This window comes from Castellaniella sp. GW247-6E4, from assembly GCF_040276065.1.
Classification (GTDB): domain Bacteria; phylum Pseudomonadota; class Gammaproteobacteria; order Burkholderiales; family Burkholderiaceae_B; genus Castellaniella.
On record NZ_JBELOI010000006.1, the window covers coordinates 140,793 to 159,390 of the forward strand.

15 protein-coding genes are annotated in these 18,598 nt (G+C 68.6%); 13 read left to right on the top strand and 2 right to left on the bottom strand.

The annotated features are described in order from the left end of the window. Positions 1 to 8: 8 nt before the first annotated feature. The 3 genes from ABS761_RS09275 to ABS761_RS09285 are packed head-to-tail and all read left to right on the top strand — an operon-like array spanning position 9 to position 3,953. Positions 9 to 2,303, top strand: a complete 2,295-nt coding sequence (locus tag ABS761_RS09275; RefSeq protein WP_350407995.1) for an NADP-dependent malic enzyme — start codon at positions 9 to 11, stop codon at positions 2,301 to 2,303. Beyond that, a complete protein-coding gene (locus ABS761_RS09280; protein WP_350407997.1) occupies positions 2,278 to 3,489 on the top strand; it encodes a patatin-like phospholipase family protein in 1,212 nt (403 codons plus the stop codon). The genes ABS761_RS09275 and ABS761_RS09280 overlap by 26 nt, the downstream gene beginning before the upstream one ends. Further along, on the top strand, positions 3,477 to 3,953 hold the full coding sequence (locus tag ABS761_RS09285; RefSeq protein ID WP_502881402.1) for a barstar family protein: 477 nt from the start codon (positions 3,477 to 3,479) through the stop codon (positions 3,951 to 3,953). Before ABS761_RS09280 ends, ABS761_RS09285 begins: the two co-directional genes overlap by 13 nt. Before the next feature lie 25 nt (positions 3,954 to 3,978). On the opposite strand, the gene ABS761_RS09290 is transcribed toward ABS761_RS09285, so the two are convergent. After that, positions 3,979 to 4,710, bottom strand: coding sequence for a 16S rRNA (uracil(1498)-N(3))-methyltransferase (locus ABS761_RS09290; RefSeq protein ID WP_350408000.1), 732 nt, complete (start codon positions 4,708 to 4,710; stop codon positions 3,979 to 3,981). Between the two features lie 185 nt (positions 4,711 to 4,895). On the opposite strand from ABS761_RS09290, the gene tkt reads away from it, so the two are divergent. From tkt to ABS761_RS09305, 3 genes are all read left to right on the top strand, one after another. Then, positions 4,896 to 6,938 (top strand): transketolase, encoded by a 2,043-nt coding sequence (gene tkt / locus ABS761_RS09295; RefSeq protein WP_350408002.1) that lies wholly within the window; start codon positions 4,896 to 4,898, stop codon positions 6,936 to 6,938. 14 nt (positions 6,939 to 6,952) lie between these two features. Then, complete coding sequence (gap, locus tag ABS761_RS09300) at positions 6,953 to 7,966, top strand: type I glyceraldehyde-3-phosphate dehydrogenase (RefSeq protein ID WP_350408004.1); 1,014 nt, start codon at positions 6,953 to 6,955, stop codon at positions 7,964 to 7,966. A 70-nt stretch (positions 7,967 to 8,036) separates the two neighbouring features. Then, on the top strand, positions 8,037 to 9,236 hold the full coding sequence (locus ABS761_RS09305) for a phosphoglycerate kinase (RefSeq protein ID WP_350408006.1): 1,200 nt from the start codon (positions 8,037 to 8,039) through the stop codon (positions 9,234 to 9,236). A 21-nt stretch (positions 9,237 to 9,257) separates the two neighbouring features. Here the strand turns inward: ABS761_RS09305 and ABS761_RS09310 are convergent, their stop codons facing one another. After that, complete coding sequence (locus ABS761_RS09310; RefSeq protein ID WP_350408008.1) at positions 9,258 to 11,033, bottom strand: sensor domain-containing diguanylate cyclase; 1,776 nt, start codon at positions 11,031 to 11,033, stop codon at positions 9,258 to 9,260. 113 nt (positions 11,034 to 11,146) lie between these two features. Between ABS761_RS09310 and mog the strand changes: the two genes are divergently transcribed. From mog to ABS761_RS09345, 7 genes are all read left to right on the top strand, one after another. Beyond that, positions 11,147 to 11,767: a molybdopterin adenylyltransferase gene (mog, locus tag ABS761_RS09315; protein WP_350408009.1), complete on the top strand. Its 621-nt coding sequence runs from the start codon at positions 11,147 to 11,149 to the stop codon at positions 11,765 to 11,767. A 17-nt stretch (positions 11,768 to 11,784) separates the two neighbouring features. Then, entirely contained in the window at positions 11,785 to 13,722 is a 1,938-nt protein-coding gene (locus ABS761_RS09320) for an oxidoreductase (RefSeq protein WP_350408011.1), read from the top strand. A gap of 90 nt (positions 13,723 to 13,812) precedes the next feature. Then, complete coding sequence (fba, locus tag ABS761_RS09325; RefSeq protein ID WP_350408013.1) at positions 13,813 to 14,877, top strand: class II fructose-bisphosphate aldolase; 1,065 nt, start codon at positions 13,813 to 13,815, stop codon at positions 14,875 to 14,877. A gap of 45 nt (positions 14,878 to 14,922) precedes the next feature. Further along, positions 14,923 to 15,810: a phosphoribosylaminoimidazolesuccinocarboxamide synthase gene (locus tag ABS761_RS09330; RefSeq protein WP_350408015.1), complete on the top strand. Its 888-nt coding sequence runs from the start codon at positions 14,923 to 14,925 to the stop codon at positions 15,808 to 15,810. Next, complete coding sequence (purE, locus tag ABS761_RS09335) at positions 15,807 to 16,310, top strand: 5-(carboxyamino)imidazole ribonucleotide mutase (protein ID WP_350408017.1); 504 nt, start codon at positions 15,807 to 15,809, stop codon at positions 16,308 to 16,310. Before ABS761_RS09330 ends, purE begins: the two co-directional genes overlap by 4 nt. Continuing rightward, on the top strand, positions 16,310 to 17,488 hold the full coding sequence (locus tag ABS761_RS09340; RefSeq protein WP_350408018.1) for a 5-(carboxyamino)imidazole ribonucleotide synthase: 1,179 nt from the start codon (positions 16,310 to 16,312) through the stop codon (positions 17,486 to 17,488). Before purE ends, ABS761_RS09340 begins: the two co-directional genes overlap by 1 nt. Further along, positions 17,481 to 18,575 carry an L-threonylcarbamoyladenylate synthase gene (locus tag ABS761_RS09345; RefSeq protein WP_350408020.1) on the top strand — a complete coding sequence of 365 codons (1,095 nt, stop codon included), beginning with the start codon at positions 17,481 to 17,483 and terminating at the stop codon, positions 18,573 to 18,575. The genes ABS761_RS09340 and ABS761_RS09345 overlap by 8 nt, the downstream gene beginning before the upstream one ends. The last annotated feature ends 23 nt before the right edge of the window (positions 18,576 to 18,598 follow it).

An 18,598-nucleotide genomic window follows, 5' to 3' on the forward strand; every position in this document is an offset into this window, starting at 1 on the left:
CCCTCACCATGGAAGACCCCCTGCGCGCCGCCGCACTCGAATATCACGAGCACGGCCGGCCTGGAAAAATTTCCGTCACCCCGACCAAACAATTGTCGACCCAGCGCGACCTGGCTCTGGCCTATACGCCGGGTGTCGCCGCGGCTTGCGAGGAAATCGTCGCTGACGAGCACAACGCCGTCCGCTACACGGCGCGCGGCAACCTGGTGGGCGTGATCACCAACGGCACGGCCGTGCTGGGGCTGGGCAACATCGGCCCCCTCGCGTCCAAGCCCGTGATGGAAGGCAAGGCCGTGCTGTTCAAGAAATTCTCCGGCCTGGACGTCTTCGACATCGAGATCAACGAAACGGACCCCGACCGGCTCGTGGATATCATCGCCGGGCTCGAGCCGACGTTCGGCGGCATCAACCTCGAGGACATCAAGGCCCCCGAGTGCTTCGAGGTCGAGCGCAAGCTGCGCGAGCGCATGCGCATCCCGGTCTTTCACGACGACCAGCATGGCACCGCCATCTGTGTCACCGCCGCTTTCATCAACGGCCTCGAGGTCGTGGGCAAGCACATCGCCGAGGTCAAGGTCGTGGTCTCGGGCGCCGGGGCGGCCGCCCTGGGCTGCCTCGATCTGATGATCGACATGGGCCTGCCTCTCGAGCACATCTGGGTGTCGGATATCGAGGGCGTGGTCTACCAGGGCCGCACCGTGCTGATGGACGAGAAAAAGTCGCGTTTCGCGCAGGCGACCAACGCCCGGACCCTGGACGACATCATCGGCGGCGCCGACGTGTTCCTGGGCCTGTCGGCGGGTGGCGTGCTCAAGCCCCACATGGTCGAGAAAATGGCCGAGCGCCCGCTGGTGCTGGCGCTGGCCAACCCCAACCCCGAGATCCTGCCGGCCGACGCGCTGGCGGTGCGGCCCGACGTCGTGATCGCCACCGGGCGGTCCGACTTCCCGAACCAGGTCAACAATGTCCTGTGCTTCCCCTACATCTTTCGCGGCGCGCTGGACGTGGGCGCCACCACCATCACGCGCGGCATGGAAAAGGCCGCCGTCATGGCGATCTGCAAGCTCGCGCGCGAGGAACAAAACGACGTGGTGGCGGCGGCCTACGGCCTGTACGACGTGTCCTTCGGCCCCAGCTACTTCATTCCCAAGCCCTTTGATCCGCGCTTGATCGTGCGGATCTCGCCGGCCGTGGCCAAGGCCGCCATGGACGATGGCGTGGCCACCCGGCCCTTGGCGGACCTCGACAGCTACGCCGAGCAGCTCCAGCAGTTCGTCTATCACTCCGGCGCCTTCATGAAGCCGCTGTTCTCGATCGCCCGCGGCATGGTGCGCGAGGGCGGCAAGTCGCGGATCGTGTTCGCCGAGGGCGAGGACGAGCGCGTGCTGCGCGCCGTCCAGATCGTGGTCGACGAGCACCTGGCGCGCCCCATCCTGATCGGCCGTCCGGCCGTGCTGGCCGCGCGCATCGAGAAATACGGCCTGCGCCTGCGCCTGGGCAAGGACGTCGAGGTCACCAATCCCGAGCACGACGAGCGCTTCCACCACTATTGGACCGCGTACTGGGAAATGATGTGCCGCAGGGGCATCACCAAGGAAATGGCGCGCGTCGAGATGCGCCGCCGCCTGACGCTGATCGGCGCCATGATGGTTCACCTGGGCGATGCCGATGGCATGATCTGCGGCACGGTGGGCGCCTACGGCAACCATCTGCGCTTCATCGACGAGGTCATCGGCCGCCAGCCCGGCGTCCGCACCTATGCGGCCATGAACATTCTGCTGCTCGATGAACGCACCCTCGCCCTGGCCGACACCCACGTCAACGACGACCCGGATGCCGCCCAGATCGCCGAGATCACCCTGATGGCCGCCGAGGAAATGCGCCGTCTCAATATAGAGCCCAAGGTCGCCTTGCTGTCGCGCTCGAATTTCGGCACCGGCAGTTCATCCTCGGGAACCAAGATGCGCGAGGCCCTCGCGCGGGTGCGCGAGCGCGATCCCTTGCTCGAGATCGATGGCGAGATGCACGGCGACTGCGCCCTGGACCCCTCGCTGCGCGAGCGCATCCTGCCCTCGACCACGCTGCATGGCGAGGCCAATCTGCTGATCTGCCCGAATGTGGATTCCGGCAACATCGCCTATAACCTGCTCAAGACCGCGGCTGGCGGCAACGTGGCCGTGGGCCCGTTCCTGCTGGGCGCCAATGCGCCGGTGCATATCTTGACCTCCAGCTCGACGGTGCGCCGGATCGTTAATATGGCCGCCCTCACCGTGGTCGATGCCAACAAACCACGCCACACCTGACCGGCCGGCGATCGGTCTGGTTCTGACGGGCGGCGGCGCGCGCGCCGCCTACCAGGCGGGTGTGCTCTCGGGCGTGATGGAGATCATCGATCCGACGCGCAGGCGCGGCTTCCGCAACCCGTTTTCCATCATCTCGGGCACCTCGGCCGGCGCGATCAACGCGACGGCCCTGGCCTGCCGCGCCCATCAACCCCATCGGTCCATCGACCACCTGACCGCGCTCTGGGGCAGTCTGCATACCGACGACGTCTACTACGCCGACGCGCCCCGGCTGCTGCGCACCGGCCTGCAATGGCTGGGCATGCTCGGCCTGGGCTGGCTGCAACCCCGCTTGAACGTCTACGCGCCGCATTCGCTGCTGGATAATTCGCCGCTGGCCGACCTGCTGGCGCGCACCATCAATTTCCAGCGGCTCAAGCAGAACCTCGCCCGCGGCCACCTCTCGGCCGTGGCCGTCACGGCCACGGCCTACACCACCGGCGAGCACCTGACCTTCTACCAATCCCGCGCGCCCATCAAGCCCTGGACGCGCTCGTTGCGCCGCGCGGTGAGCTCGCCCATCGGCGTGGACCACCTCCTGGCCTCGAGCGCCATTCCCTTCGTCTTTCCGGCGCGCGCCATCCTCATGGGCGACACCACCCTGTGGTGCGGCGACGGCTCCATGCGCCAGCTCGCGCCCATGAGTTCCGCCATTCATCTGGGGGCGGAAAGAATATTCGTCGTGGGCACGAACTACCGCGACGAAACCCATCCCCAGCCCCGCGAACTGAGCCCCGCATACCCCAATTTGGCGCAGATCGCGGGCCATACGCTGTCGAATATTTTCCTCGACGGCGTGTCCATGGACATGGAGCGCATGGCCCGCATCAATGAGCTGCTTGCACGATGTCCTCCAAATGGATTAAAAAGCGAGTCACTGCGTCCCATCCGCTGCTTGATGATCGCGCCCAGCCGGTCCCTGGACGATCTCGCGATGGCGCATCTGCAGGAGCTGCCGCGCGCGGCGCGCACCTTGTTTCGTGTGCTCGGCGTGTCGCCCCGGCAAGCTCGGGCAGGGGGCGGGGCGCTCGCGTCCTATTTGTTGTTCGAGGCGGGCTATACGCAAGACCTGATCGCATTGGGAAGGGCTGATAGCATGAGCCGTGCTGGGGAAGTCCAGGCTTTTTTCAAGGAGTGGTCCGAATGAGTCAGGCCCAGTTTAAAAAGATGCTGAAATCCGGCGTCGTCGACGCCAAGGCGGTGTCCGAGGACGAGGCCCTGGCCGCCGCGCGCGAGGCGGGCCTGACGGCGTTCGTGGTCGATTGCGACCGCGCCCGCAGCCGCTCGGCCGTGCTGAGGGCGGTCGTCAAGGCGGTGGATTTCCCCGAGTATTTCGGCGGCAATCTCGATGCACTCTACGACTGCCTGTGCGACACCATGCTCGACCAGAAGGAAGGCCTGTTCCTGTGGTTCCGGCACCTGCATTCCGGCGACCCGGCGCTGGCCGAGGAGGCCGTCGCGATCGAGGCGGTCTGCGAGGACGCGATCGAGTTCGCCAACAACAACGACCGCCGCTTCGCCTTCGCCATCCAGCATGCGGGCCGGCATCCCGATCCGGAACCCGGCATCGAGCCCACTCCGTATTCCGGCCATCGCGAGGAAAGCCTCTGACCGGTGTCCCGCGCCAGGGGCCGCTTCACCAGCCCAGCAGGGCCGTCGCCGCCGCGATCAACGCGAGGCCGGCGGTCTCGGTGCGCAGCACGCGCGGCCCCAGGACGACCGGAACCAGCCCGGCCGCCGCCGCCGCGGCCTGCTCGGCCTCGGACCAGCCCCCCTCGGGGCCGACCAGCAGGCTCAGGCGCGTGCGCACGGGCGCCAGCGCCTGAGCCAGGGGCACGGCGCCTTCGGGGTGGCAGAACAGCGCCGGGCCGTCCTCGGCGCCCAATAAATCCAGCGCCTCGCCAAACGTCAGGGGGTCGACGACGCTCATCAGGCGGTTGCGGCCGCATTGCTCGCTCGCGGCGCCGGCGATGGCGCGCCAGCGCGCCAGGCGTTTGTCCAGGCGGGGGCCGGCCAGGCGCAGTATGCTGCGCTCGGCGGCGATCGGCACCAGGCGCGCCGCGCCGGTCTCGACGGCCTTTTCGACGATCCAGTCCATCTTGTCGCCCCCGGCCAGCCCCTGCAGCAGGGTGATGCGGCCCGGCAGCTCGCGTTCGACGGGGTCGTGCGCCCCGGTGTCGGCCCAGGCGGCGCCGCCGTCCACGCGCAGCACGGCGGCGTACTCGCCGCCATGGCCGTCGAACAGCGTGATCGCGGCGCCCGGGCGCAAGCGCAGCACCCGCAGGGCGTGGTGGGCGAGGGCCTCGGGCAGGTCGATGCGGGCATGGGGCGCCAGCGGCGTCGGGCAATGAAAACGGGGTGCGGGCATGCCGGGGTTGCGCGTGGGGGGACGGGCGCCGGGCGGCGCCCTTGCCGTTGGGGGATTCGTTGGCCGCTGGGCGGATTCGGAGCTTCTGTGCGGACTATAAACCGGATCGCCCGGGATGGTAAAATCTGCAGCTTTGAATCCTTTTTTTGGCGTGTCCAACCTTTTGCGCCGCGCCCCGACAACTTATGAGCATCCCCGCGCCCGATCCCTCCATGGCCAACGTGATCCGCGTGCTGGCCATGGATGCCGTCCAACAAGCCAATTCCGGGCATCCGGGGGCGCCGATGGGGATGGCCGACATCGCCCACGTGCTGTGGGCGCGGCATCTGCGCCACAATCCGGCGGATCCGGCCTGGATCGACCGCGACCGCTTCGTGCTGTCCAACGGCCATGGGTCCATGTTGATCTACGCCCTGCTGCATCTCACCGGCTACGACCTGCCCATCGAGGAACTGCGGCGCTTTCGCCAACTGCACTCCCGCACGCCCGGCCACCCCGAGGTCGGCATCACCCCGGGCGTCGAGACCACCACCGGCCCGCTCGGCCAGGGGCTGGCCAACGCCGTGGGCATGGCGCTCGCCGAGGCGCTGCTGGCCCGCGAGTTCAACCGGCCCGGCTACGGGATCATCGACCACGACACCTATGCCTTCGTCGGCGACGGCTGCCTGATGGAGGGCATTTCGCACGAGGCGTGCTCGCTGGCGGGCACCCTGGGGCTGTCGCGGCTGATCGTGTTCTATGACGACAACGGCATTTCCATCGACGGCGAGGTGCGCGACTGGTTTGCCGACGACACCCCGGCCCGCTTCGAGGCCTACGGCTGGAACGTCCTGCGCGGCGTCGACGGTCACGACATGGCGGCCATCGAGGCCGCGGTCGCCCAGGCCCAGGCCAATGCCGCGGCCGGCCGCGGGCCGACCCTGGTGTGTTGCCGCACCGTCATCGGCAAGGGCGCGCCCAGCAAGGCCGGCAGCGAAAAGGTCCACGGCGCCCCCCTGGGCGCGGACGAAATCGCCGCCGCGCGCCAGGCCATGGGCTGGACGCACGGCCCCTTCGAGATTCCGGCCGAGGTCTACGAGTACTGGGACGCCCGCGCGCGCGGCGCGCGCCGCCAGGCCGACTGGGAGGCGCTCTTTGCCCGCTATGCCGAGGCGTATCCCGCCGAGGCCGCCGAGCTGCGCCGCCGCATGGCCGGCGCGCTGCCCGCCGATTTCGCGCAGCGCGCCGCCGAGGTGCTGGGCACGACCCAGGATCGCGGCGAATCCATCGCCTCGCGCAAGGCATCGCAGCAATCCATCGAGGCGTTCGCCGCCCTCCTGCCGGAAATGCTGGGCGGTTCAGCCGACCTGACCGGCTCCAATTTCACCGACTGGAAGGGGGTCGCACCGGTGCGCGCCGGCGGCGACGGCATCCAGGCAGGCCGCCACATCAACTATGGGGTGCGCGAGTTCGGCATGGCGGCGATCATGAACGGCATGGCGCTGCATGGCGGCTATCTGCCCTTCGGCGGCACCTTCCTGACCTTTTCGGACTATTCCCGCAATGCCCTGCGTATGGCGGCGCTGATGCGCCAGCGCGTGATCCACGTCTTCACCCACGATTCGATCGGCCTGGGCGAGGACGGCCCCACCCACCAGTCGATCGAGCACGCCGGCAGCCTGCGCCTGATCCCCAATCTGCACGTCTGGCGGCCCTGCGACACCACCGAGACCGCGGCCGCCTGGACGGCGGCGCTGTCGCGCCCGGCCAGCATGGGCATGGCGGTGCGCGAGGGCGGTCCCTCGGCTCTGTTGCTGTCGCGCCAGAACCTGCCCTTCGTGGCGCGCGACGTGCCGACCACCGAGGCCATTGCCCGTGGCGGCTATGTGCTGCGCGACGCCCCGGGCGCCCGGGCGGTCATCATCGCCACCGGCTCCGAGGTCGGGCTGGCCCTCCAGGCCCAGGACCTGCTCGCGACCCGCGGCGTCGCCACCCGCGTCGTGTCCATGCCCTGCACCGAGGTGTTCGACGCCCAGGCGGCTGATTGGCGTGCCGCCGTGCTGCCCGCCGACCTGCCGCGCGTCGCCGTCGAGGCCGGCGGCACGGCCACCTGGTACAAGTACGTCGGCTCCCAGGGCGCCGTCGTCGGCATCGACACCTACGGCGAATCCGCACCCGCCGGGGTATTGTTCAAACATTTCAACCTGACGGCCGAACATGTCGCCGCCACGGTCGAGCAGCTTTTGTAAACAGGAGATCCATCATGACCATACGCGTAGCGATCAATGGCTATGGCCGCATCGGCCGCAACATCCTCCGGGCCCACTACGAGGATGGCAAGCAGCACGACCTCCAGATCGTGGCGATCAACGACCTGGGCGACCCCAAGACCAATGCCCACCTCACCCGCTATGACACGGCCCACGGCCGTTTCCCCGGCACCGTCGAGGTCGATGGCGACCACTTGGTCGTCAACGGCGATCGCATCCGCGTGCTGGCCGAGCGCGATCCGGCCAAACTGCCCTGGGGCGAGCTCGGGGTGGATGTGGTGCTCGAATGCACCGGCCTGTTCACGTCCAAGGAAAAGGCCTCGGCCCACCTCAAGGGCGGCGCGAAAAAGGTCATCATCTCGGCCCCCGGCGGCAAGGACGTCGACGCCACCATCGTCTACGGCGTCAATCATCAGGTCCTGAAGGCCACCGACACCGTCATCTCGAACGCCTCCTGCACCACCAACTGCCTGGCGCCGCTGGTCTATGCGCTGAACAAGGACCTGGGCGTGGTCAACGGCCTCATGACCACGGTGCACGCCTACACCAACGACCAGGTGCTGACCGACGTCTATCACTCGGACCTGCGCCGTGCGCGCTCGGCCACGCAAAGCATGATCCCGACCAAGACCGGCGCGGCCTCGGCCGTCGGCCTGGTCCTGCCCGAGCTCAACGGCAAACTCGACGGCTACGCCATCCGCGTGCCGACGATCAATGTGTCCATCGTCGACCTGACCTTCGTCGCCGCGCGCGCGACCACGGTGGCCGAGGTCAACGGCATCCTCGAGGCGGCCGCCAACGGCCCCCTGAAGGGCATCCTCGACTACACCACCGAGCCCCTGGTTTCGGTCGACTTCAACCACACCGCGGTGTCCAGCACGGTGGACGCGGGCTTGACCAAGGTGTCCGAGGGCACGCTGGTCAAGGTCGGCTCCTGGTACGACAACGAGTGGGGTTTCTCCAACCGCATGCTCGACACCACGGTTGCCCTGATGCAGGCCAAGTAAGGCGGACCGGCAGGCACACCGAGGGCGGGGCGACCCGCCCTCATTGCATCCACTCACTGGAATTTCCGATATGAGCACCTCCGTCCTGACCCTGTCCGGCCTGGCCCGATCCGGCGCCCTGGCGGGCAAGCGGGTCTTTATCCGCTCCGACCTCAACGTGCCCCTGGACGCCGGTCGCATCACCGAGGACACGCGCGTGCGCGCCTCGGTGCCGGCCATCCGCATGGCCCTGGACGCGGGGGCAGCCGTCCTGGTCACCTCGCACCTGGGCCGTCCCAAGGAAGGCGTCCTGAATCCCGAGGACTCTCTCGAGCCCGTGGCGCGCCGCCTGGCCGAACTGCTCGGCCAGCCCGTGCGTCTGCTGCGCGATTGGGTCGGCGGCGTGCAGGCGGCGCCGGGCGAGGTCGTCCTGCTCGAGAACTGCCGGACCAACCCTGGGGAAAAAAAGAACGACCCGGAACTGGCGCGCCGCATGGCCGCGCTGTGCGACGTGTACGTGAATGACGCGTTTGGCACGGCGCACCGTGCCGAGGCGACCACCGAGGGCATCGCGCGCGTTGCGCCCGTGGCCTGCGCCGGCCCCCTGCTTGAGGCCGAGCTGACGGCGCTGGGCAAGGCCCTGCAGTCGCCGCGCCGCCCGATGGTGGCCATCGTCGGTGGCTCCAAGGTGTCGACCAAGCTCTCCATCCTGCAGTCCCTGGCCGAGCGCGTCGACCAATTGATCGTGGGCGGCGGCATCGCCAACACGTTCATGCTGGCCGCCGGCCTGCCCATCGGCAAGTCGCTGGCCGAGCCCGATCAGGTCGGGCAGGCGCGCGCCGTCATCGAGGCGATGCGCGCGCGCGGGGTCGAGGTGCCGATTCCCGAGGATGTGGTGGTTGCCCAATCTTTTTCGGCGGATGCGCCGGCGACGGTCAAGGATGCGGCCGACGTGGGCGCCGAGGACTTGATCCTGGACATCGGCCCGCGCACGGCGGCGCGTCTGGCCGCGCAACTGCGCGAGGCGGGCACGATCGTCTGGAATGGCCCGGTGGGCGTGTTTGAGTTCGAGGCTTTCGCGGGGGGCACCCGGGCGATCGCCGAGGCGATCGCGGCCTCGGACGGGTTTTCGATCGCCGGCGGCGGGGATACGCTGGCGGCGATCGCAAAGTTCGACATCGCCGACAGGGTCGGCTATATCTCGACGGGCGGCGGGGCCTTTCTCGAATTCCTCGAGGGGAAGTCGCTGCCGGCGGTGGCGGTGTTGCAGGAGCGGGCGGCGAAGGCCTGATGGCCGGGGCTGGCCTGATATTCAGGCGTTCGACATCGCGACTCGGTTGCGTCCCGAATGCTTCGCTGCATAGAGGGTGATGTCCGCTCGACTGATCATCGTCACGACATCGTCGCCAGGGCCGAAGGATGTGACGCCAAAGCTTGCCGTCATTTTCCCGATGCACGGAAAATCATGCGCCTCGATCGCGGCGCGCAGTTTTTCCGCCAGCTTGGCCGCGTCGCTCGAGTCGGCGTTCGGCGCGATGATCAGGAACTCTTCCCCGCCCCAGCGCCCCACCGTGTCGACGGTGCGCGTGCAGGCCGTCAGGACCTTGGCGGTACTCACCAGCACCTCGTCACCGGCCAGGTGGCCGTGCAGGTCGTTGACCTGCTTGAAGTGATCCAGGTCGAGCAAAATGATCGAAAAAGGTGTGGCGTAGCGCAGCGCCCGCTGCAGGCTCTGCTCCAGCACGTGATCCAGCTCGATCCGGTTGACCAAGTGGGTCAGGCGGTCCGTCCGGGACAGCTTGGTGATTTCGCGATTGGAGGCTTCGAGCTCCGCGGTGACGGCGTCGATGAAGCGCATCAAGCGCGACACCACTCGCGTGTGCTTGTGCGCATAGGGGTCGCTGCTATGGGTTTCCGCGGCGGCGCGCGGCGTCGGCGGCCGGCTCGAACGGGCGCGGGCCTCGCCTTCGCGCAAGCCAACGGCCACCATGGTGGAATTCAACAGCCTGAGATTGCCAGAGGAGTAGAACTCTCCGTAGGTATAGAAACCGAAGGTCGGCGCCAAGGCTTCGAAGGGCAGGGTTTCCAGGTCCACATCATTTTGCATCAAGAAGCGGCGGCATCCGCAGGTATAGAGAAAAATCGCTTGCGGCGAAAAGTCGGCCATGGCGTGATGGATGTGCAGGGCATCGCTGACAATCAGATCCATATCGCCATAACCGATGCGGAAATGCTCGCCCTCCTGGATGTCGGCGACAAACTGCAAGGCGCCATCCCTGCTTGCCGCGATGGGCACCCTGGCCAATTGTTCACCGGCCCGCTCAAAGAGGAACGGGAACTCCAAGGCATTAAGGAAAAAATTCTCGTCATTGGATATGTTGAGATAGCGCCGGTACACATCGAAGGCGGGCTTGCCGTCTATCGTCTTGACCGATAGCTGATCGACCTCGGTGACCTGCATCGATCGGCTCAGGGGCCGCCAGCCGAGGTAGGTGCTCGACTCGATGTGCAGCTCGTCGCCGGCGAGCGCCACCGCCACCGCGCCCTGCGAGTATTGCTGGTCGCCGGCGAATACCAGCGAGTGCGCCATGGCGGCATAATCGGCCGCTCCGCCGCCGAAAATAGGCAGGCGGCCCGCAGTGGATTCAATGCCTTGCAGCAGGGCGCCGGCATCGATGCTCAATGGGGTGGCCAGCAGAATGACGCCGGCGATCGTGCCCGGGCACTGGCTGATGCGCGTCCCCAGTTCCGCACCCGCCTGGCGCGTGTCCCCATCCGGGGGGCAAGGCATCGCCACCACAGAGAGCGTGGAAGTCTCAAAACAGGTGATCCCGATCACGGTGCTGCCGGTGAGCAACCGTCCTTCGTATACTTCGCCGACCGTGGTTGCGCCCACGGCGATTGCCGACGGCAGCGCGGTGCGTATGAGCGCCGAAATCGCCCGCACGTGCTCGCTGCGTGTGTCCGCCGAGAAAATCTGGACCAATATGGCAGAGGATGCCGACGCGGTCGCCAGAAGCTGGCTGTCGTTGAGCAGAGCCTCCAGTGCGTCTTGAGTGGCGTAGCGGTGAGAAAAGTGGGTAATCATCGCATGACCCCGGCTCCCCTGTTGCGGGCAGTGTACAGTATTGCTGTGCCCGGATGAGGGGATGGTCGCCCGCGCCTGAATCGGCACATTCCATCGTCGTCTGGAGCCCATGCATGTCCGAGATTTTTCCTTTGTGGCGTAGCCACCCCGACGAGTTGCTCGTGGGCCTCGTCTCGGTGTCCGACCGCGCCTCGTCCGGCGCCTACCAGGATCAGGGGATCCCCGCCCTCGAGCGTTGGTTGCGCGGCGCGCTCACGCGCGAGCCGGTGATCGTCACGCGCCTCATCCCCGACGAGCGCGACCGGATCGCCGCCACCTTGCGCGAGCTCGTCGACGGGGCCGGCTGCGACCTCGTCCTGACCACCGGTGGCACGGGCCCGGCCCGCCGCGACGTGACGCCCGAGGCCACCCTGGACGTGGCCACCCGCGAGATGCCCGGTTTTGCCGAGCAGATGCGCCAGGTCAGCCTGCGCTTTGTCCCGACCGCGATTCTGTCGCGCCAGGTCGCGGTGATCCGCGAGATGCCCGGCCACGCCGCCTTGATCATCAACCTGCCGGGGCAGCCCAAGGCCATCCAGGAAACCCTCGAGGGTCTGCGCGGCCTGGACGGCGCGGTCCAGGTGCCGGGGATTTTCGCCGCCGTGCCGTATTGCCTGGACTTGATTGGGGGGCCCTACGTGGAAACGCATGCGGCCGTCGTCGAGGCGTTCCGGCCCAAATCAGCGCGCCGCTGACGTCGGGGGGATGGATCGTGAGGTTTCCCCATCTTTTCGCGCCGGGCCGTATCGGCGCCATGACGGTGCGCAATCGCATCATCGCCTCGCCCATGGAGCGCAATTACTGCACGGCCGAGGGCCGGGTCACCCAGCGCTACATCGATTTCCTCGAGGCGCGTTCGCGCGGCGGGGTCGGCTTGATGTACACCGAGGCGACCTATGTCGATCCGAGGGGGCGCGGGCGGCAACAGCAGATGGGCATTTACTCCGATGATTTGATACCCGATCTGGCGCGGCTGGTCGACGCGGTGCGTCGGCATGGGGCGCGCATCGGTCCCGAGCTGCATTATGGCGGCCGGGTCGTCGACCCGAGCGTCAGCGGCCTCCAATCCTGGGCCCCCTCGGTCGTTCCCTACGCCGGCGCCGGCGGCGTGCCGCCGCACGCCATGAGCCCGGACGAGATCGCCGGCATCGTCGAGAAATTCGGGGCCGGCGCGCGCCGCGCCCGCGAGGCCGGCTTCGATTTCATCGGTATACACGGCGCGCATGGCTATCTGCTCAGCCAGTTCCTCTCGCCCTTCACCAACACGCGCAGCGACGCATACGGCGGCGATCTGCGGGGGCGGCTCCGGTTTCCCCTCGAGGTGATCGCGGCCGTGCGCGGCGCGATCGGCCCGGAAGTCCCCATCCTCTACCGGGTCAGCGGCGACGAGCGCATCGAGGGCGGCCTCACCAACGAGGATATGTGCGCGGTCGTCCCGGCCCTGCAGGCGGCGGGCGTGGACCTGATCGATGTGTCCGCCGGCATCTACGAGTCCAATCAGTGGATCACGCAGCCCATGGAAATGCCGCAAGGGGTGCTGGTGCCCATCGCGCGCAAGATCCGGCCCCATGTCGACATTCCCTTGAGCGTGTCGGGGCGCATCACCGATCCCAGCGTGGCCGAGGACATCCTGGCCTCCGGCGTGACGGATTTCGTCACCCTCGGGCGGGCCCTGCATGCCGATCCGGAATTCCCGAACAAGGCCCGCGAGGGGCGCCTGGACGAGATTTGCACTTGCATCGCCTGTAATCAGGGGTGCAGCGATCGGCATGCGATGGGCAAGCCGATCCTGTGCCTGGTCAATACCGCGACCGGACAAGAGCGGAAGTACGCCATCCGCCGCGCGCCGGCGCGCAAGCGCATTCTCGTCGTGGGGGCTGGGCCCGCGGGCCTGGAATGCGCGCGGATCGCCGCCCTGCGCGGCCACCAGGTGGCGATCTTCGATCGCAACGGCGAGCCGGGCGGCCAGATCCTGCTGAATCGGGTGGTACCGGGGCGCGAGGAAATGGCCGGGCATATTCCCTGGCTGAGCAGCGCCGTCGGCCGCGCCGGCGCGCGGATCGAGCTGGGCGTCGAGGTGACCGAGGAACTGGTGCGGGGCGAGCGCCCCGATGTCGTGGTGCTGGCCACCGGCGCCACGCTGGGCATTCCACAGATCCCCGGCATTCTCGACAGCCCGGTCGTTGACGGCGATGACGTGCTGCGCCGTCCGATCGCCGCCAAGGGCCGCGCGCTGGTGATCGGCGGCGGGATCCGCGGCGTCGGCGTCGCCCGGGTGCTGGCCGCCAAAGGCATGGCGATCGTGCTGGCGGAGGCCGGTCCCGAGCTGGTCGGCGACATTGGCATGCGGTCGCGGGCGATCCAGGCGGGCGCCTTGGCGGCCCTGCCCCAGGTCGACGTCCATCTGCGGACGACGGTGGAGGCGCTTGGCACCGACGAGGCTTGGCTCTGGGATACCGGCAAGCGATGGCGGGTGGGTGACATCGGCCTGGTCATCCCGGTGAGGCCGCTGCTGCCGGTCATGGATCTGGCGGCGGTGTTGACCGATCGTCTGGAGGGCGTCGCCGTCCATCTCATCGGCGACTGCCTGCGGCCGCGCGATGCGATGAGCGCCCTCCACGAGGCGGCGGCGCTGGCGCATCGGCTTTGAACATCCAGGGCGCCAGCAGCAATTCCCGATACGCCTTAAAATCTCAGGATCTCCGTTTTAACCATCCAACCTTATCTTGGAGGTCCTTCCATGGCCCTGGTTTCCATGCGTCAGCTCCTCGATCACGCAGCCGAGAACGGCTACGGGATTCCCGCGTTCAACGTCAACAACCTCGAGCAAGTCCAGGCCATCATGGAAGCGGCCGCCCAGACCGACAGCCCCGTGATCATGCAGGCGTCGGCCGGCGCCCGCAAATACGCCGGCGAGGGTTTTCTCAAATATCTCATCCAGGCCGCCGTCGAGACCTATCCCCACATCCCCGTGGTCATGCACCAGGACCACGGCCAGTCGCCCGAAATCTGCCGTGGCGCCATCGACCTGGGGTTCTCCAGCGTCATGATGGACGGCTCGCTCATGGCCGATGGCAAGTCCATCGCCTCCTATGAATACAATCTGGACGTCACCCGCCAGGTCGTCCAGATGGCCCATAAACTGGGCGTGACCGTCGAGGGCGAGCTCGGCTGCCTGGGGTCGCTCGAGACCATGATGGGCGACAAAGAGGACGGCCACGGCGCCGAGGGCACCCTGACCATGGATCAGCTCCTGACCGATCCCGAGCAGGCCGCCGACTTTGTCCAGCAGACCCAGCTCGACGCCCTGGCCATCGCCATCGGCACCAGCCACGGCGCCTACAAGTTCACCCGCAAGCCCACCGGCGACATCCTGTCGATCCAGCGCATCAAGGAAATCCACGCCCGCCTGCCCAACACCCATCTGGTGATGCACGGCAGCTCCAGCGTGCCGCAGGAACTGCTGGCCGAGATCCGCGAGTTCGGCGGCGACATGAAGGAAACCTACGGCGTGCCGGTCGAGGAAATCCAGGAGGCCATCAAGTACGGCGTGCGCAAGGTCAACATCGACACCGACATCCGCCTGGCGATGACCGGGGCCATCCGCCGCTTCATGGCCGAGAATCCGTCCAAGTTCGATCCGCGCGAATACCTCAAACCCGCCCGCGAGGCCGCCAAGAAAATCTGCCTGGCGCGCTACGAGCAATTCGGCACCGCCGGCCACGCGTCGCGGATCAAGGCCGTGCCCCTGACGGATATGGCGCGCCGCTATGCGGCGGGCGAGCTCAAGCAAGTCGTCCAGTAAGCGCGTCTCGTCGCTCGCCCTGCCGCGCAAGGAACCAGGAACGCCATGAAGGCCCTGCATCAATCCACTCTCGAGTCGCTGCCCCTGGTCGGGCGCGGCAAGGTCCGCGACATGTATGCCGTGGGCGACGATCAATTGCTCATCGTGGCGTCGGACCGGATCTCGGCCTTCGACGTGATCCTGGATGACCCGGTGCCCGGCAAGGGCCGGGTGCTGACCGCCCTGACCGAGTTCTGGCTGGGGCGGCTCGCGCACATCATTCCCAACCACGCCACGGGCATTGCGCCCGAGGACGTGGTGGCCCCCCGGGAACGCGACCAGGTCGCCGGGCGCGCCATGGTGGTCAAGCGCCTCGAGCCCATCCTGGTCGAGGCGGTGGCGCGCGGCTATCTCATCGGCTCCGGCTGGAAGGACTACCAGGCCAGCGGCGCCGTCTGCGGCATCACGCTGCCGGCCGGCCTGCGCCAGGCCCAGCGCCTGCCGCGACCGATCTTCACGCCGGCGGCCAAGGCCGAGTTCGGCCTGCACGACGAGAATGTCGATTTCGACTACGTCGTGGCCCAGGTGGGGGGCACGTTGGCCGCCGAGTTGCGCCGCGTGACCCTCGAGCTGTACCAGGCGGCGGCCGAGTACGCCCGTGGGCGGGGCATCCTGATCGCCGACACCAAATTCGAGTTCGGGCTGGACGCGTCGGGCCGCCTGCATCTCATGGACGAGGTCTTGACGCCCGATTCATCGCGCTTCTGGCCCGAGGAAGGATATGCCGAGGGCATCAGCCCGCCGTCCTTCGACAAGCAGTATGTGCGCGACTGGCTCGAGACCCAGGACTGGGACAAGACCCCGCCGGCGCCGCGCCTGCCCGCCGAGGTCCTGCAGCGCACCGCCGACAAATACACTGAAGCCCTGGACCGCCTGACCCAGGGGGCGATATGAATGCGGAGGGCGCGCGCGTCGGCCTGATCATGGGCTCGTCCAGCGACTGGGACGTCATGCGCCATGCCGCCGCCGTGCTCGACGATTTCGGCGTTGCCTATGACGCCCGCGTCGTGTCGGCCCATCGCATGCCGCTTGACATGGTCGAGTACGGCGCGCGGGCGCATGAGCGCGGATTGCGCGCCATCATCGCGGGGGCGGGCGGTGCGGCCCACCTGCCCGGCATGATGGCCGCCCTCACGCCGGTGCCGGTGTTCGGCGTGCCGGTGCCCTCGCGCCACCTGCGCGGCGAGGATTCCCTGTTGTCCATCGTGCAGATGCCGCGCGGCGTGCCGGTGGCGACATTTGCCATCGGCGAGGCGGGGGCCGTGAACGCCGCCTTGCACGCGGTGGCCAACCTGGCCATGACGGACGCCGATCTGCTGCGCCGGCTGCGGGATTACCGTGCGCGCCAGACCGAGGCCGCGCGCGCCATGACCGTGCCGCCGGTGGAGGGCTGATGCCGGTCGCCGAACCGCCCGACGCCGTGCCGCTGCCGCCAGGCGCCTGGCTCGGTGTGCTGGGCGGCGGCCAGTTGGGCCGCATGTTCTGCCAGGCGGCCCAGGCCATGGGCTACCGCGTGGCCGTCCTGGATCCGGCCGCGTCCTGCCCGGCCGGGATGGTGGCCGACGAGCACATCCGCGCCGCCTATGACGACGCGGCGGCGCTCGATTGCCTGGCTCGACGTTGTGCCGCGGTGACCACGGAATTTGAAAACGTCCCGGCCGACAGCCTGCGCCGCCTGGCGCGCGGCTGCGTCGCCGCGCCCTCGGGCGATGCGGTGGCCGTGGCCCAGGACCGCTTGGCGGAAAAGTCCTACATCCGGGCGGCGGGCGTGCCGGTGGCCGCCCACGCGCCCATCCACTCGGTGGCCGACGTGGACGCCGGCCCTGACGCCCTGTTCCCGGGCATCCTCAAGACCGTCCGCTTCGGCTACGACGGCAAGGGCCAGGCCCGCGTGGCGTCGCGCGACGAGGCCCGCCGGGCCTTCGAGGCGCTGCGCGGCGTGCCCTGCGTCCTCGAGGCCCTGCAGCCGCTGGACTACGAGATTTCCGTCGTGGTGGCGCGCGACCTGCGCGGCCGCGTCGTCAGTTATCCGCCGTCGCGCAATAGCCATCGGGATGGCATTCTGGCGCTGGCGGTCGCCGACGGATCGGTGCCGCCCGCCGTCGCCGAACAGGCGCGTGTCCATGCCCTGTCGCTGGCGGACCACCTGGACTACCACGGCGTGCTGTGCGTGGAATTCTTCGTCCTGCGCGACGGCCGCGTGCTGGCCAACGAAATGGCCCCACGGCCCCACAACAGCGGCCACTACACCCAGGATGGCTGCCTGGTCAGCCAGTTCGAGCAGCAGGCGCGCATCCTGGCCGGGTTGCCGCTGGGGGCAACCGATATGCGATGTCCGGCCGCCATGCTCAATCTGCTGGGCGACCTGTGGTTCGACGAGCAGGGGCGGCGGCGGGAGCCTGACTGGGCGGGCGTGCTGGCGGTGCCCGGCACCCGCCTGCACCTGTACGCCAAATCCGAGGCGCGCCGCGCCCGCAAGATGGGTCACGTGAACATCCTCGGCGCGGATGCGCCGCAGTTGCAAGCGCGCATCGCCCGGGTGGCGGCCGTGCTGAGGCTGCCCGATGCCTGATCGGCGCCCGGAATCCGGGCCCTCGGCCGCGCCGTGCCCGGACGAGGGCCCGGCCGAGGCCAGCCCCGCCCAGATCCTCGAGGCCGCCCAGCGCCTGGCGCAGGGCCGGCTGGTGGCCTTCCCGACGGAAACCGTGTATGGCCTGGGCGCCGATGCGGAAAACCCCGTGGCCGTCGAGCGGATCTATGCCGCCAAGCGGCGGCCCGCCGGCCATCCCATCATCGTCCACCTGGCGCCGGACACCGACCCGGGTTACTGGGCGGCGTCGGTTCCGCCCCAGGCCCGGCAATTGATGGCGGCTTTCTGGCCGGGGCCGCTGACCCTGATCCTGCCGCGTGCCGATCGCATTCCGGACGCAGTCAGCGGCGGGCAGGACAGCATCGGCCTGCGCTGCCCGTCGCATCCGGTGGCGCAGCGCCTGCTGCATGCCTTCGCCCTCCTCAAGCCGCACGGCTGCGGCGGGGTGGCGGCGCCATCCGCCAATCAGTTCGGCCAGGTCTCGCCCACCCGCGCGGATCACGTGCGCGGCGAATTCCCCGACCTCGACGCGCAGGCGCTGATGATCCTCGAGGGGGGCGCCGCCGAGGTCGGCATCGAATCCACCATCCTGGATTTGTCCCGGCTCGAGCAGGGCGTCGGTCCCGTGCTGCTGCGGCCCGGGCAGGTGTCGGCCGCGCAGATCGCCGAGGTGCTGGGCGTGAGGCCGGCCCTGCCCGATGCGGCGGCCCCCCGGGTGTCGGGATCGCTCAAGGCGCACTATGCGCCGCGCACGCCGCTCGCCCTGATGGGCGGCGACGCGCTGTCCGACTGGCTGCGTGCAGGCCGGGGCGGCGCGCGCGTGGCCGCCGTCGTGTTCGAGGGCGGCGAGCGGCCGGCATGGCCCGGGGTGGAGTGGGTGGTCGCGCCCGCCGACCCGCGCGCCTATGCCCGGGACCTCTATGCGCTCCTGCGCCGGCTGGATGGTCGGGGCTATGACGCGATCGTGCTCGAGCGTCCGCCGTCGGGCCCGGCCTGGCAGGCGGTCAACGACCGGATCGGGCGCGCGGCGGCGACTTTCCAGGGCCTGGGGATCGGGCGCCGGCCGTGAACGGTTAAACTGCAAGACTGCCC